At 59.9% G+C, this 14141-nt stretch carries 16 protein-coding genes; 14 read left to right on the top strand and 2 right to left on the bottom strand.

What is annotated here, in order from left to right; genetic code table 11:
• Positions 1 to 96: 96 nt before the first annotated feature.
• From I9185_RS18405 to I9185_RS18395, 3 genes are all read left to right on the top strand, one after another.
• A complete protein-coding gene (locus I9185_RS18405) occupies positions 97 to 975 on the top strand; it encodes a LysR family transcriptional regulator (RefSeq protein ID WP_152457042.1) in 879 nt (292 codons plus the stop codon).
• Complete coding sequence (locus I9185_RS18400) at positions 972 to 1886, top strand: DMT family transporter (RefSeq protein ID WP_210093788.1); 915 nt, start codon at positions 972 to 974, stop codon at positions 1884 to 1886. Before I9185_RS18405 ends, I9185_RS18400 begins: the two co-directional genes overlap by 4 nt.
• 126 nt (positions 1887 to 2012) lie before the next feature.
• Positions 2013 to 2426 carry a universal stress protein gene (locus I9185_RS18395; protein ID WP_210093787.1) on the top strand — a complete coding sequence of 138 codons (414 nt, stop codon included), beginning with the start codon at positions 2013 to 2015 and terminating at the stop codon, positions 2424 to 2426.
• Here I9185_RS18395 and I9185_RS18390 read toward each other — a convergent pair.
• The gene (locus I9185_RS18390) at positions 2423 to 2758 is read right to left on the bottom strand and encodes a metalloregulator ArsR/SmtB family transcription factor (protein ID WP_170344797.1); all 336 of its coding nucleotides are present in this window, start codon (positions 2756 to 2758) and stop codon (positions 2423 to 2425) included. The two genes, I9185_RS18395 and I9185_RS18390, sit on opposite strands and share 4 nt — an antisense overlap.
• A 231-nt stretch (positions 2759 to 2989) precedes the next feature.
• Here I9185_RS18390 and I9185_RS18385 point away from each other — a divergent pair, with 231 nt between their 5' ends.
• From I9185_RS18385 to I9185_RS18360, 6 genes are all read left to right on the top strand, one after another.
• Positions 2990 to 3322: an AtpZ/AtpI family protein gene (locus I9185_RS18385; RefSeq protein WP_152457046.1), complete on the top strand. Its 333-nt coding sequence runs from the start codon at positions 2990 to 2992 to the stop codon at positions 3320 to 3322.
• A 2-nt stretch (positions 3323 to 3324) separates the two neighbouring features.
• A complete protein-coding gene (locus tag I9185_RS18380) occupies positions 3325 to 4083 on the top strand; it encodes a F0F1 ATP synthase subunit A (RefSeq protein ID WP_171637610.1) in 759 nt (252 codons plus the stop codon).
• A gap of 48 nt (positions 4084 to 4131) precedes the next feature.
• Positions 4132 to 4356, top strand: a complete 225-nt coding sequence (locus I9185_RS18375) for a F0F1 ATP synthase subunit C (protein WP_005981269.1) — start codon at positions 4132 to 4134, stop codon at positions 4354 to 4356.
• 86 nt (positions 4357 to 4442) lie between these two features.
• Entirely contained in the window at positions 4443 to 4994 is a 552-nt protein-coding gene (locus I9185_RS18370; RefSeq protein ID WP_171120301.1) for a F0F1 ATP synthase subunit B', read from the top strand.
• 5 nt (positions 4995 to 4999) lie between these two features.
• The gene (locus I9185_RS18365; RefSeq protein ID WP_152457049.1) at positions 5000 to 5560 is read left to right on the top strand and encodes a F0F1 ATP synthase subunit B; all 561 of its coding nucleotides are present in this window, start codon (positions 5000 to 5002) and stop codon (positions 5558 to 5560) included.
• 201 nt (positions 5561 to 5761) lie between these two features.
• Positions 5762 to 6595, top strand: coding sequence for a hypothetical protein (locus tag I9185_RS18360; RefSeq protein WP_210093786.1), 834 nt, complete (start codon positions 5762 to 5764; stop codon positions 6593 to 6595).
• 42 nt (positions 6596 to 6637) lie between these two features.
• Here I9185_RS18360 and I9185_RS18355 read toward each other — a convergent pair whose 3' ends face one another.
• Positions 6638 to 7408 carry an FCD domain-containing protein gene (locus I9185_RS18355; RefSeq protein ID WP_152457051.1) on the bottom strand — a complete coding sequence of 257 codons (771 nt, stop codon included), beginning with the start codon at positions 7406 to 7408 and terminating at the stop codon, positions 6638 to 6640.
• Between the two features lie 150 nt (positions 7409 to 7558).
• On the opposite strand from I9185_RS18355, the gene I9185_RS18350 reads away from it, so the two are divergent.
• The 5 genes from I9185_RS18350 (at position 7559) to I9185_RS18330 (ending at position 14137) form a co-directional block, all read left to right on the top strand.
• Positions 7559 to 8752, top strand: a complete 1194-nt coding sequence (locus I9185_RS18350) for a PLP-dependent aminotransferase family protein (RefSeq protein ID WP_210093785.1) — start codon at positions 7559 to 7561, stop codon at positions 8750 to 8752.
• A complete protein-coding gene (locus tag I9185_RS18345; RefSeq protein ID WP_245218195.1) occupies positions 8752 to 9204 on the top strand; it encodes a hypothetical protein in 453 nt (150 codons plus the stop codon). The genes I9185_RS18350 and I9185_RS18345 overlap by 1 nt, the downstream gene beginning before the upstream one ends.
• Before the next feature lie 140 nt (positions 9205 to 9344).
• Complete coding sequence (locus I9185_RS18340; protein ID WP_210093784.1) at positions 9345 to 12800, top strand: AAA family ATPase; 3456 nt, start codon at positions 9345 to 9347, stop codon at positions 12798 to 12800.
• Between the two features lie 53 nt (positions 12801 to 12853).
• The gene (locus I9185_RS18335; RefSeq protein WP_210093783.1) at positions 12854 to 13204 is read left to right on the top strand and encodes a hypothetical protein; all 351 of its coding nucleotides are present in this window, start codon (positions 12854 to 12856) and stop codon (positions 13202 to 13204) included.
• A 135-nt stretch (positions 13205 to 13339) separates the two neighbouring features.
• Entirely contained in the window at positions 13340 to 14137 is a 798-nt protein-coding gene (locus I9185_RS18330) for a class II glutamine amidotransferase (RefSeq protein WP_210093782.1), read from the top strand.
• The last annotated feature ends 4 nt before the right edge of the window (positions 14138 to 14141 follow it).

Raw genomic sequence — 14141 nt, 5'->3', positions numbered from 1 at the left:
AATCTTGTCCTGCGCCCAATATGATTGTTGCGTTGATGAACAAAACTCGGATACATCAACAGTTATTGTTGGAAATTGCACAGTGACGACATTGCCATGGATAATTGGGATGAAGTGAGAACCGCCTATCAGGTGGCACGCATGGGGACGGTCAGCGGCGCGGCAGAGGTTCTGGGTGTTCACCACGCCACCGTGATCCGTCACATTGATGCGATCGAGGCGCGATTGGGTGTCAAACTGTTCCAGCGCCATGCCCGTGGGTATACGCCGACCGAAGCAGGCGACGATCTGTTGCGTGTGGCCCAGGCGACCGAAGATCAGTTCAACCAGCTTGTCGGCCGGATGAAGGGACGCGGAGACGATGTCTCGGGTGAATTGGTCGTGACATCCCTGGGGTCTCTTGCCCCGTTGGTGGTGCCGACGCTCACCGCGTTTCAAAAGATGCATCCGGACCTGATCGTGCGATACCTGACGGGCGACCGGCTGTTCCGGTTGGAATACGGTGAGGCGCATGTGGCGATCCGCGCCGGATCGGCCCCTGATCAACCCGACAATGTCGTCCAGCCTTTCCGACAAGAGGAAGTTGGTCTTTATGCCAGCGCCTCGTACATCGAACGGTTCGGCAAGCCATCCGGAATCGAAGATTTTGCACGCCATCACTTCGTCAGTTCCGATGATGAGACCAGCCGCGCGCCGTTCACACGCTGGCTGCGCGCGACGGTACCCGCCGATCGCATCACCTTCCGCTGTACCAACAACTTCTGCATGCGCGAGGCCGTCCTGGCCGGTGCCGGCATCGGCTTCATGGCCCGTTGGGAGGCTGCCCGCCACGACAATCTGGTCGAGGTGATTGATCCGCTGCCGGAATGGTTCGGCAATTTGTGGCTGGTGACCCACGTGGATTTGCACCGCACCACCAAGGTACAGGCCTTTCTGAGCTTTCTGAAAGAAGAAGCCAAAGGCTGGCAGCCATGAGCCCGCAGATGCGTGGCCATCTGGCCATGCTTGCCTTTTCAGCCCTTGTGGCAGGCAGCTTTTCGCTGGGGTCCATGATCGCCAACGAAATCGCGCCAGCCGCCCTGAATGCGGTTCGCTTTGCGATTGCCGCTGCCGTGATTGGTTTGGCCGCCTTGGCGACAACCGGCCTGCCGCGCAGCGCCGCGCAGGCCCCTTGGCGCTATCTGGTGCTCGGGGCTTTGTTCGCCACCTACTTCGTCCTGATGTTCTATGGGTTGCGAACCGCCCCACCTGTCAGTGCGGCGGCGGTGTTCACCCTGACACCAGTTGTCTCTGCCATGGCCGGTTGGGTCTTGTTGCGCCAGATCACGACTCCGCGCATGGCGCTGGCCCTGACCATTGGCGCCGTGGGGGCGCTTTGGGTGATTTTCCGGGCCGATTGGCAAATGTTCCGCGCCTTTGAAATCGGTGGCGGCGAAATCATCTATTTCTGGGGCTGCGTCGCCCATGCGATCTATACGCCCATGATACGCAAGCTGAACCGAGGAGAGCCCGCCGTGGTATTCACCTTCGGTACGCTGGTCGCCGGGTGTCTGTTGTTGGTCGTCTTCGGCTGGTCGGACCTGATGGCAACCGATTGGGCCGGGCTTCCGGCTATTGTCTGGATCGGTCTGTTCTATATTTCGTTATTTGCAACGGCAGCCAGCTTCGTGCTGGTGCAGTTTTCTTCTTTGCGGCTGCCGTCGGCCAAGGTCATGGCCTATACCTACCTGGTTCCCAGCTGGGTCATTCTGTGGGAGATTGCGCTGGGCAAAGGCGTGCCAACCGGTTTGATCCTGGGTGGTGTGGCGCTGACAATCATCGCCCTGCTGATGTTGTTGAAAGAGGAAGTCCCGCCCTCGGTGCCTGTTCGCCGCGCCGTGGAATAAGCCATGTCTTCGCTGGAAAAACCCGACAGATCCTAGATGCATTCCAGAGGTGGAATTTGTTGAGCCAGATCAAGGCGCCCCTGCGGGCTCTTCCATAACCTCTTTGGCAGGCAAATGGAGGAGATCATGTTCAAACACATCATGTTGCCGATTGACCGGCATCTACCGCCCGAAGTTCGCAAAGCAGCCGATGTTGCCGCGCAGGTTGCAAAATGGCAGGGCGCCAAAATCACTCTGGTCAGCGTTACCGGGGCTCATATGGGTGAATCCTCGGAAACCGAGGCCGAGATCGACAAGGACTTGGCGGAGTTCACCGAACAGTTGGCCGCAGAAAGTGGATCAGACGTTTCCATGCGCAAAATCCACTCGGTCGACGTTGCCGCAGAGGTGGACAGCGATCTGACCCGCGCGGCCGAGGAGATCGGCGCAGATCTGGTCATTGTCGGCACCCACGCGCCCCGGATCACCGACTATATTTTTTCCAGCCACGCCGGTTATCTGGCGAAACACGCCAGCATGTCTGTTTTTGTGGTGCGCTAGGCCTCGCCCGACTTTGGCAGTTCAGCTTCCAGAAACCGTTCGAACGCGTCCAGATTGACGGGCTCGAATTGTCCGAACCCCTGCATCCAGACCGAAGCGGCGCGCAAGGCGTCGGGTTCCAGCTTGCACCATTTTACCCGCCCGCGTTTTTCCTGACTGATCAGACCGGCCTTGGTCAGTATGACCAGGTGTTTGGAAATCGCCGCCAGTGACATCTCGAACGGTTCGGCCACATCCGTCACCGCCATGTCATCCTCCAGCAGCATCGCCAGAATGGCGCGGCGGGTGGGGTCGGCGAGGGCTGCAAAGACGGTGTCGAGATCGTTGGACATGCGTCCGCTCAACCATAGCTGCCGGGATTGGTCAACCATTTGGTTGAATATGTGGATTCAGGGCCTTGGCGGCGCAACGGTGGCCCTCGAAACCAATGACACGCCCTGTGGGTTTTGAAAATCATAAAATTTTCAATGCTTTAGGCTGCGTCAATGAGGGCATTCAAGGTCGTTGACTCTGGGCGCTTCGCGCCTTAGCACCATGCCCAAGATTGTACGAGGGAAACGCCCGTGACCGATGATGACCAAAAGCAGCGTATGGCGCAGCTTGAGGCCAAGATCGAAGCGGCGAAAAAGGCCAAAGCGCCAAAACCTCGTGCGGATGCTGACGTGTCCGGGGGCGAGCTTGCCTGGCGGATGGTCATCGAAATGGTATCCGGTCTGGGGATCGGATTTGGCATCGGTTACGGGCTGGACAGCCTGCTCGGGACGATCCCGATCTTTCTGGTGCTGTTTACATTGCTGGGCCTTGTCGCGGGCGTGAAGGTTATGCTCCGCAGCGCGAAAGAGGTTCAAGAGAAACAAACGGCGGCAACGGCTGCCGAGAAGGACGAGAGGGACTGAACGTGGCAACCGAGACCACCGCAGCAGAAGGCAGCAGCCTGGTATTCCACCCGATGGATCAGTTCATCGTCAAGCCGCTGTTCGGCGACGGTGCAGTAGGCATGTTCACGGTCACCAACGTGACCCTGTGGTTGTTCTTTGCGGTGCTGGCCATAATCGCTCTGCTGGTGCTGCCCACTTCGAAACGCGCCATCGTTCCGACCCGTATGCAGTCGGTGGCCGAGCTGGCCTATGGCTTCATCTACAAGATGCTGGAAGACATCTGCGGCAAGGAGGGCGTGAAATACTTCCCTTATGTCATGACCCTGTTCATGTTCATCGTCTGCGCAAACTTCCTGGGGCTGATCCCGACCTCGTTCACCACCACGTCGCATTTCGCCGTGACCATCCCGCTGGCACTGGCTGTGTTCCTGACCGTGACCGTGCTGGGTTTCGTGAAGAACGGCGCCGCATTCCTGGGCCTGTTTTGGGTCTCCAGCGCGCCTCTGGCGCTGCGCCCGATCCTGGCGCTCATCGAGCTGATCTCGTACTTCGTACGCCCTGTCAGCCACTCCATCCGTCTTGCCGGTAACGTCATGGCAGGTCACGCGGTTATCAAGGTTTTCGCAGGCTTCGCCGCGATTGCCGTGATCTCGCCCGTGTCGGTTCTGGCGATCACTGCAATGTATGGTCTTGAGGTCCTGGTGGCCTTCATTCAGGCCTACGTATTCACCATTCTGACCTGTGTTTATCTGAAAGATGCGCTGCATCCTTCGCACTAAGGTCCGATACCCCAACATCGAAACTTCCAATTCGTAAGGAGACACATCATGGAAGGCGATCTCGCACACATCGGCGCAGGCCTGGCAGCAATCGGTTCCGGCGCAGCCGCAATCGGGGTGGGCAACGTTGCAGGCAACTTCCTGGCCGGCGCCCTGCGCAACCCTTCGGCGGCTGCTTCGCAGACCGCAACCCTCTTCATCGGTATCGCGTTCGCAGAAGCCCTGGGGATCTTCGCATTCCTGGTCTCGCTGCTGCTGATGTTCGCCGTATAATCTGCGGAACCTGATCCTTACGCGCAGGTGGGTCCAAGCCATAGCGGCCCACCTGTTGTAAAGACACGTTTCCGACGGAGGATATCATGGCGACTGAACCCCTTACAAAAGAGGTAGCTGGCTCGTGCGTCGACTCCTATGGCTCTGCCATCGGGATGCCACAGCTCTGCTTCGATTGGTTCCCCAACCAGATTTTCTGGCTGGTCATTACGCTGGTCGTCATCTTTCTGGTCCTGTCCCGCGTGGCTCTGCCCCGCATCGCGGCAATCCTGGCTGAACGTCAGGGGACCATTACAAATGACCTGGCTGCGGCCGAAGATCTGAAGGCCAAGGCGGTCGAGGCCGAAGAGGCCTATAACAAGGCGCTGGCCGATGCCCGTGCCGAAGCGCAGCGTATCGCTGCCGAAGCACGTGCGGAAATCCAGGCAGGTCTGGATGATGCGATTGCCAAGGCGGATGCGGAAATCGCTGCCAAGGCGGCTGAATCGGAAAAGGCAATCGCCGAAATCCGTGCCGGTGCGCTGGAAAGCATTCAAGTGGTTGCCAAGGATACGGCGGCTGAACTGGTCACCGCACTGGGCGGCGAGGCAGATGCCAAAGCCATCAACAGTGCAGTAGACGCACAGACGAAAGGATAAGTGACATGCGGAACACTCTTGCCCTTATCCTGACCGTTGGTGCCGCCAGCCCCGCGCTGGCTGCAAGCGGCCCGTTCTTCTCGCTTGGCAATACCGACTTTGTCGTCCTTCTGGGCTTCATCGTCTTCATCGCGGTCCTGTTCTATTTCAAGGTACCCGGTATGATCGGCGGTGCGCTGGACAAACGTGCCGAAGGCATCAAATCCGAACTGGACGAAGCCCGTGCTCTGCATGAAGAAGCCCGCAGTTTGCTGGCCTCGTACGAGCGCAAGCAGCGTGAAGTTCAGGGGCAGGCCGATGCGATTGTCGCGGCAGCGAAGGAAGACGCGGCCTTGGCGGCAGAACAGGCGAAAGCTGACTTGGAAAAGTCGATCGAACGTCGTCTGGCCGCAGCTCAGGACCAGATCGCTTCAGCCGAAGCATCTGCACTGAAGGAAGTGCGTGATCAGGCCGTTTCGGTTGCGGTTTCGGCGGCCAGCTCGGTTCTGGCAAAGCAAATGACCGCAGCGCAGGCCAACAAGCTGATCGATGCATCGATTGCAGATGTGGATGCCAAGCTGCACTGACGGGTGACCCCGACAGACACGTGATACAGACGACCCGAGAGCTTTTGGCTGTCGGGTCTTTTGTTTTTGCCGTGCTTCTGTTTCTGTTGTTTGGAACACTCCGAATCCTACGACCTGCCGGGGATCAGGTTGATAGGAGCGCCCTGATGGGGGCGTGAAAACAACAGGGAAAGACAGGCGGTGTCAGGCAACGCAGTTTCGATGAATATTGTCGGCGTCGTCCGAAATGGCGGGTCGGCGCTGATCGACACGATCAACAGGATCGAAAACCTGTCTGCGCAGTTGCACCGGTTCACCGTCACCATTGCCACGAACGACAACACGGACGGTACGGATCAGGTGTTGTCCGACTATGCAGGGCAAAACAGGCATGTCGATATCCTGCGACTGGATGGTCTTGCGTCAGAATTGCCAAACCGGGTCGAGCGTATCACGGCGGCCAGAAATGCAGTTCTCAAAAAACTCGAGGATCAGGACAGGGATCTGGAGTTGACGCTGGTGTTGGATCTGGATGGGCCGAATACCTGCCTGGATGCTCAGGCGGTTCTGACAGCAGCACAGCGGGTCGCCCCGTTGTGGGAGGGCGTTTTCGCCAACCCCAAACCAGCATATGATGATATCCACGCCCTGCGTTGTTCGGGTTGGTGTGATGAGGACGTATGGCAACGCATTCAAAGCACGCGCAGGCCGCTGTTCGGGCGTCGCAAATGGCGCCGGTCTGTCATGAAGTCCGCTGTTTTTGACCGCCAGTTCCACATTCCTGCCGATACGCCCCTAATCCCGGTCGACAGCGCATTCGGCGGTGCCGGGTTGTACAAATCCCGCGCGCTGCGAGGGTTGCGCTATTCTTGCCGGGACGAAAAAGGCCAACAGGTGTGCGAACATGTAATGCTGCACAAACATCTGAGAGATCGCGGCGCAAGGCTGTTCATCGACCCGGCGCTGACGACACTGGCCGCTGAGGACCGTTTGGGAGAAGGCAGCGGCGCGCCGTTCCCCCGACATCTGCTGCCAGCCGCGTCGGGCGCTGCCTAGTCCCGGCCTTGCCCTGCCTAGTCTGCAAAATCGGGGCCGCGCTCAGCCCCGCCCGGTTTCGTGTTGCAGCCTTTGTTGCGCAATAGCTTCGTTTCGATCGGCCTTTTGCTGGTCCGCCATACAGCGTTCCACAAAATCCAAATGGCGTTCGATTGCATTTCGGGCGGCCAGGGGATCACGCTCTTGCAGCGCCGCATTGATGGCGCGGTGCTGGTCCAGGATAGCCTCGCGGGTGGCGCGCTGACGGAACATGGTCTGACGGTTGTAGAACACCCCCTGCACCAGAAGGTCATACATCGACCGCATCATGTGCAGCATCACCACATTGTGGCTGGCTTCGATGATGGCCATGTGGAATTCGGCGTCCAGCTGCGCCTCGTCATTCGCAGCGTTTCGGTTGTGGGCCGCCTGCATCTTGTCAAAGATCGCCTGAACGACCTTCAGGTCGCTGTCTGATCCCAGGCGCGCGGCTCGTTCCGCCGCCAGCCCTTCCATGTCACGGCGAAAGGACAGGTAATCGAATACAGCTTCTTCATGGCTGCCGAACAGACGGATCAGTGCCGGTGAAAAGGCAGAGCCCAGAACCTCGGCCACATAGATCCCGGATCCGGCTTTCGCAGTCAAAAGCCCCTGTTCCTGAAGGTCAGAAATTGCATCTCGCAGGGACGGGCGCGAAACGCCCATGCGCTCTGCCAACTCCCGCTCGGATGGCAGGCGCTCGCCGGGGCGCAGGATGCCTCGCAGGATCAAAAGCTCGATCTGGCGAACAACTGCGAGCGACAGCTTTTCCGTCTGAACTTTGTGAAATGGCATCTCATCTTCCGAAAGTGGTCAACTCATTTGACCATGGACGCCGGTACTGTTCAAGAATCCCCGGTCGCATCCGCTGATTAATTAGATCAGCAATATTGACCTTAATGGGGGAGAGCTTAGGCTGCACCGAATTGAGATCGGAGGAGCCTCATGTCCCAACACCCTTTGTTTGCCACCCGGGCCTCGCGAATGAAAGCGTCAGAGATCCGCGAATTGCTGAAGCTGCTCGACCAACCCGGCATCATTTCCTTTGCCGGTGGGATTCCTGATCCCGCATTGTTTCCCGCCGATGCGTTTGCACAGGCGTTTCAGCAGGCTCTGGGGCCGGATTTTCAAGCGCAGGCGCTGCAATATTCGGTCAGCGAAGGCTATGTCCCATTGCGGCAGTGGCTGGCGCATCACATGCGCGAAATCGGGGTGTCCTGTGACATCGACAACATCCTGATCACCTCGGGGTCGCAGCAGGCGCTGGACTATCTGGGCAAGCTGTTCCTGTCCCCCGGCGACACGGCCCTGGTCGGGTGGCCCACTTATCTGGGTGCGCTGGCGGCATTCAACGCCTACGAGCCGCGCTTTGACCGGCTCAATGGCAATCAGGGGGCCAAGGAATACAAGGCCGCAGCGGGCGAAGGCGCAGTGAAATTTGCCTATCTGTCGGCGGATTTTGCGAACCCGACAGGAGAAACCGTGGATTTGCAGGGCAGAGAGGCTCTGCTGGATCTGGCCGAGGAACTGGATTGCGCGTTGATAGAGGACGGAGCCTATCAGGCTCTGCGCTATGACGGGGACCCGATCCCACCCATACTGTCATTGGAGCAGGCCCGCAAAGGGTCAATCGAGGACTGTCGGACGATCTATTGCGGCAGTGTCTCGAAAACGCTGTCGCCGGGTTTGCGCATGGGGTGGGTGGTTGCGGCCAAGCCAGTCATTTCCCAGATGGTGCTGCTGAAACAGGCAGCGGACCTTCATTCCGCGACCATCAACCAGATGGCCGTGCATCACGTGGCGCAGGCCTGTTTCGACACCCATATTCCGAAAGTACGAAACGCCTATCGCGCCCGTCGTGATGTGATGCTGAACGCGATGGAACAGCATATGCCTGACGGGGTGGATTGGACACGTCCCGAAGGGGGGATGTTCATCTGGGTCACGTTGCCCGAGGGGATGGTTGGCTCTGACCTGCTGGCGCGTGCGCTGGACACCGTCAAAGTAGCATTTGTTCCGGGGCAGGCGTTCTTCCCGGATGGCAGCGGGGCAAACACGATCCGTCTCAGTTTTTCGAATTCTGACGAGGCGACAATCCGCGAAGGTATTCGCCGGCTGGGAGAGGTGCTGCGGGCCTGATGTTCGGAAAGGTTCTGTTAACCAAAATGCTGCAACTCTGCGGCATGATCCGGTTTCTCGCACCTCTCTTGCTGGCCGCCTGCGCCGCCGGGACCCCGCATTTCCGCGACGTTCCTGCCACGCGCGTGGCTGTGAATGGCAGTGTGTTCGACGTGCGTGTGCGCGGCGACCTGGCCGAGGCTGTGCGGATCAACGCGCAATACGCCCCTCGGCTGGGCCCGGTCCGGGATCGCGCCGCTTTGGCGATGGCGCAGGTTTCGGGATGTCCGATCCTGGACGTGCTGGGGGACGCAGCCGTGACCGTTGGGGTTTTGGGGTGTGACCGCGATGCGGGTGAGCGGCTTTTGCTGACGGCCGTCTCGACCCCCAATTACGAATGCATCGACTTTGGTCTTTATGAAAACGTCGGTGGGGAAAACGGGTATCAGGTCTTTGAATGCACGCCGTATTGAGATGCGCGCGTTCTTGCGTATTTCGGCAAGATGTTGTGGATAACTCGGGCTGATATCCCATATCCTGCGCAACTCCGTTGACTCGGACCCCATCCCTTGCGCAGACTTCCAATGCACAGGAATCATGGGACACGCAGCCATTGCGTTTCAGCAAGCTCAAACTGACCGGCTTCAAAAGCTTTGTTGATCCGACCGATTTGATCATCGCGGACGGGTTGACCGGTGTGGTGGGCCCGAATGGTTGCGGCAAATCCAACCTTCTGGAAGCTTTGCGTTGGGTGATGGGCGAAAACCGCCCCAAATCCATGCGCGGTGGCGCGATGGAAGACGTGATCTTTGCCGGGGCCGCCACGCGACCCGCGCGCAACTTTGCCGAAGTTGTCCTGACCATGGACAACTCGGAACGTCTGGCACCGTCAGGGTTCAACGACAGCGATCAACTCGAAATCGTTCGCCGCATCACCCGCGATGTGGGCAGCGCCTACAAGACCAACGGCAAGGATGTGCGCGCGCGCGATGTGCAGATGTTGTTTGCGGATGCTTCGACCGGTGCGCATTCGCCCGCTTTGGTCGGGCAGAACCGCATTGCCGAACTGATCAACGCCAAGCCGCGTGCCCGTCGGCGCATTCTGGAAGAGGCCGCCGGGATCTCGGGCCTGTATCAGCGTCGCCATGAGGCCGAGCTCAAGCTGAAAGGCACCGAAGCCAACCTGACCCGCGTCGATGACGTGCTGGAGCAGTTGGGCGGACAACTGGCCCAGCTTGCGCGTCAGGCCCGTCAGGCGGCCCGCTATCGTGAAATTGGCGAACAGCTGCGTCAGGCCGAGGGGATGCTGCTTTATCGACGTTGGAAAGAGGCCGACATGGCCCGCCAGCAGGCCGAAGAAAAACTCCGTGAGCGGATCACCGAAGCCTCCCGTGCCGAGGCTGAAGCCCGCGCCGCCGCCGCAAAACGTGCCGAGATCGAGGAAACCCTGCCGCCGCTGCGCGAGGAGGAGGCCATTGCCGCCGCCGTGCTGCAACGCCAGCAGGTGCAGCGCGATCAATTGTCTGATCAGGAAACCCGCGCCCGTCAAACGATCGAGACGCTGACCAACCGGATTCAGCAGCTGGCCAACGATATCGAACGCGAAGCTGGATTGAACCGCGATGCGGGACAGATGATTGAACGGCTGGAATGGGAAGCGCGCGAACTGGCCAAGGCGGCAGAAGGTCACGATGAGAAAGTGGCCGAAGCGGCGGAAATCGCCCGCGAGGCAGCCTCGATCCTACAGGAGCGCGAAGACCACCTGTCGCAGCAAACCGAAGATATGGCCCGTCTTGTCGCCCGGCACCAGTCCGCCCAGCGTCTGGTCGAAGACAGTCGCAAGACGCTGGCCCGATCCGAGAGTGAAGAAGAAGAAGCCCGGAAAGCCGTGGACGAGGCCAAGACGGCCCTGATCCGCGCCAGCGAGGCGTTTGAAGACGCCCAATCGGGCGAAGAAGAAGCCCGTGAAGCGGTGGAAGCCGCCGAAGAGGCGCTTGCCGCGGCGGATGAACTGCGCAACGAAACGCAAGCGCGCGAAGCCGAGGCCCGGGCAAGACGGTCCGAGGCAGAAGGCGAGCTGGGCGCGATCCGGGCCGAAACCACGGCGCTGGCCAAGCTGGTGGAGCGCGACACGGCGGAAGGCGGTCAGGTGCTGGACCTGCTGCGCGTCGAACCCGGCTATGAAAAGGCTTTGGGTGCTGCTCTGGCCGACGATCTTCGCGCGCCGCTGGTCGAGGGTGACGGGCCATCCGGCTGGGTGCAGGTGGCTGGATATGACAGCGACCAGCCATTGCCTGAAGGGGCCGAGCCTCTGGCGCTTCATGTATCGGGCCCCGATCGTCTCAGCCGACGCATTGCGCAGATCGGGTTGGTAGATGCGGATCAGGGCGGACGGTTGCAGGCATCGCTGAAGCCTGGCCAGCGGCTCGTGTCCCGCTCGGGCGACCTTTGGCGCTGGGACGGGTTCCGTGCCTGGGCCGAAGACGCGCCAAGTGCTGCTGCTCTGCGGTTGGAGCAGCTCAACAGGCTGGAAGCACTGAAACAGGACCTTGCCCGTGCCGAAGCACAGGCTGACGGTGCCCGGGCCGCGCATGAGGCGCTGTCTCAGCAATTGGCGGACGTGACCGAAGCAGACCGGCGCGCGCGTGAGGCCCGCCGTGCTGCTGATCAGCGCATGGCCGAAACCGCGCGCGCACTGTCGCGGGCCGAGGCCGACCGCAATCTGGCCCAGGGCAAGCTGGAAACCTTGACCCTCGCCGTTGACCGCCACAAGGACGACGCCATGGCCGCCCGCGCGCAACTGCGCGAGGCCGAAGCGGCTTTGGCCGGTCTGGGTGATCTGGACAGTGCCCGCGCGCAGGTCGAAGACATCAAGCAGACGGTCGAGGCGGCGCGGATCACCATGCTGACCCACCGCTCGACCCATGACGAGCTGCGCCGTGAGGGGGACGCCCGCACGCGTCGCACCCAGGAGGTCGCGAAAGATCTCAGCGGGTGGCGCCACCGTTTGGAAACGGCTGAAAAGCGGATTTCCGAACTTGCCGAGCGCAAGGAAAGTTCGGAAGAAGAGCTGACGGAGGCCATGGCCATGCCCGGCGAAATCGCCGAGGCGCGTGAGGAGCTGAACGAACAGATCGAAGCCGCCGAAGTACGGCGCGCCGAAGCCGCCGACAAATTGGCCGAAGCCGAGGCTATGCACCGTGAAATCGTTCTGGCCGAACGGGAGGCCGAGCGTCTGGCATCAGAAGCGCGCGAAAGCCGTGCCGCGGCCGAGGCGCGTTGTGACGCGGCCAAGGAAAGTGTTGTCGCGGCGGCCGAACGGATTGCCGAGGATCAGCAACTGACCCCAAACCAATTGCTGAACCAGCTGGACGTGAACCCCGACCAGATGCCAGCTGCGGACGTTCTGGAATCCGAAGTGAACCGTCACAAACGTCAGCGCGATGCGATGGGGGCCGTGAACCTGAGGGCCGAGGAAGACAGCAAGGAAGTTCAGGAAGAATTCGATACGCTCAGCAGCGAAAAAGCCGATCTGGAAGAGGCGATCAAGGCGCTGCGCAGCGGGATCGCCAGCCTCAACCGCGAAGGGCGTGAGCGGTTGCTGACCGCGTTTGAACAGGTGAATTCCAACTTCGCCATGTTGTTCAAGCATCTCTTTGGTGGTGGCGAGGCCAATCTTGTGATGGTCGAAAGTGACGACCCTCTGGACGCGGGGCTCGAGATCATGTGCCAGCCGCCGGGCAAGAAACTGTCGACTCTCAGCCTGTTGTCGGGCGGTGAGCAGACCCTGACGGCGACCGCGCTGATCTTCGGCGTCTTCCTCGCCAATCCCGCCCCGATCTGTGTGCTGGACGAGGTTGATGCGCCACTGGACGATGCAAACGTAACACGCTTCTGTGATCTGCTGGACGAAATGTGCCGCCAGACCGACACGCGTTTCCTGATCATCACCCACCACGCGGTGACCATGGCGCGCATGGATCGCCTGTTCGGTGTCACCATGCAGGAACAGGGCGTCAGCCAGCTGGTTTCGGTCGATCTGAAGAAGGCCGAACAGATGGTCGCCTGACCGCTCACTGCAAATTTATGACGGTTGCGGCTTTATCGCGCTAACCTGAGCGCATGACGCGCTTTCTGATCCCCGCCCTCATCGCCGCCGGCCCTGTCTTTGCAGCCGACTGGCCCGTCAAAACCGGGGACACGCCCCTTACAGCCGCAGAGCTTGATGCTTTGGCGGGGCAGACACTGACCTTTTACGACGACGGACAGGCCAAATTCTCGGCCGGGGGCGCCTATTCCTATACATATGCAAGCGGAGATTCTGCCTTTGGAACTTACGCGATTGCCGATGATGGCAGCGTGTGCATCGCGTACCGCAATGGGTTCAGCCGTTGCGACTTGTATGTCCGCAACGGGGGCAGGTTGATCCTGATTGACGAAAAAGGCGATCGGTATCCGGTGCGCAGTAAGTGAAATTGATCTGAAAATTTTTCAATTTCTGCGCATTTGATAGAAGAAACCCGACAAATCAGATGATGTATGGGAGAAAACCTGATAACCGGGGTGGTATCGTCCCGGAAATTTTCACTGACGGACGGAGACAGGCACATGTGCCGATTCTTGGCTTGGGTTGGGCAACAGCGATACCTGGACGAACTGGTGCTTGAGCAAGAACAATCGCTTGTCATTCAAAGCCGAAACGCATTGATCGGAAAAACACCGATAAACGCGGATGGGTTCGGTCTGGCATGGTATTCTGATCGTGATACGCCGTGCTTTTACAAGGACACCCATCCGGCGTGGTCCGATGCCAATCTGAAGCAATTGGCGCATCACACGAAATCCCGGCTGTTTCTGGCCCATGTACGGGCCTCGACGGGTACGGCGACCTCGCGCAACAACTGTCACCCCTTCGGCGTCGGCAGGTGGAGTTTCATGCATAACGGTCAGGCCGGGGGTCATGAACGAATCCGGCAAGAGCTTGATGCCATGATCCCGGCGCATCTGTACCAGCATCGTATGGGCGCAACCGAGAGCGAGGCGATCTTTCTCATCGCTCATGGCGAAGGGCTGGACACCGATCCTGTGGGTGCCATGGCCCGTGCGGTCGGTCGGGTCGAAGCCCTTTCCAGGTGCCGCGGAGCGTCACCCTATCTTCGGTTTGCCGCCTGCTGGTCGGACGGCAAACGGGTTTTTGCGGCCCGATATGCCTCGGATCGGTTTGCGCCCAGCTTGCACTACAAGGCCTGCAAAGACGGTATCATCATTTCGTCCGAGCCATTGGATGCCATCAACGAGGGATGGCTCGAGATACAGCCCAACACGGCAATCGAAACCGAGGGTGCCGCAGTGACGACGCGCACCTTTGCGCCCTGTGTTCCGCAGCAACGCGAATGGGTCGCGTAAGCGC

This window comes from Ruegeria sp. HKCCSP346, from assembly GCF_017872595.1.
Taxonomy (GTDB): Bacteria; Pseudomonadota; Alphaproteobacteria; order Rhodobacterales; family Rhodobacteraceae; genus Ruegeria.
The sequence above is the reverse complement of the archived record's forward strand: the minus strand, read 5'-3'. Positions and strand labels throughout refer to the sequence as shown.

Bases quoted from the DNA above. Each gene is read 5' to 3' on its own strand.
- I9185_RS18405 (WP_152457042.1), top strand. From the start codon at position 97: ATGGATAATTGGGATGAAGTGAGAACCGCCTATCAGGTGGCACGCATG.
- I9185_RS18400 (WP_210093788.1), top strand. From the start codon at position 972: ATGAGCCCGCAGATGCGTGGCCATCTGGCCATGCTTGCCTTTTCAGCC.
- I9185_RS18395 (WP_210093787.1), top strand. From the start codon at position 2,013: ATGTTCAAACACATCATGTTGCCGATTGACCGGCATCTACCGCCCGAA.
- I9185_RS18390 (WP_170344797.1), bottom strand. From the start codon at position 2,758: ATGTCCAACGATCTCGACACCGTCTTTGCAGCCCTCGCCGACCCCACC.
- I9185_RS18375 (WP_005981269.1), top strand. From the start codon at position 4,132: ATGGAAGGCGATCTCGCACACATCGGCGCAGGCCTGGCAGCAATCGGT.
- I9185_RS18370 (WP_171120301.1), top strand. From the start codon at position 4,443: ATGGCGACTGAACCCCTTACAAAAGAGGTAGCTGGCTCGTGCGTCGAC.
- I9185_RS18365 (WP_152457049.1), top strand. From the start codon at position 5,000: ATGCGGAACACTCTTGCCCTTATCCTGACCGTTGGTGCCGCCAGCCCC.
- I9185_RS18360 (WP_210093786.1), top strand. From the start codon at position 5,762: ATGAATATTGTCGGCGTCGTCCGAAATGGCGGGTCGGCGCTGATCGAC.
- I9185_RS18355 (WP_152457051.1), bottom strand. From the start codon at position 7,408: ATGCCATTTCACAAAGTTCAGACGGAAAAGCTGTCGCTCGCAGTTGTT.
- I9185_RS18350 (WP_210093785.1), top strand. From the start codon at position 7,559: ATGTCCCAACACCCTTTGTTTGCCACCCGGGCCTCGCGAATGAAAGCG.
- I9185_RS18345 (WP_245218195.1), top strand. From the start codon at position 8,752: ATGTTCGGAAAGGTTCTGTTAACCAAAATGCTGCAACTCTGCGGCATG.
- I9185_RS18335 (WP_210093783.1), top strand. From the start codon at position 12,854: ATGACGCGCTTTCTGATCCCCGCCCTCATCGCCGCCGGCCCTGTCTTT.
- I9185_RS18330 (WP_210093782.1), top strand. From the start codon at position 13,340: ATGTGCCGATTCTTGGCTTGGGTTGGGCAACAGCGATACCTGGACGAA.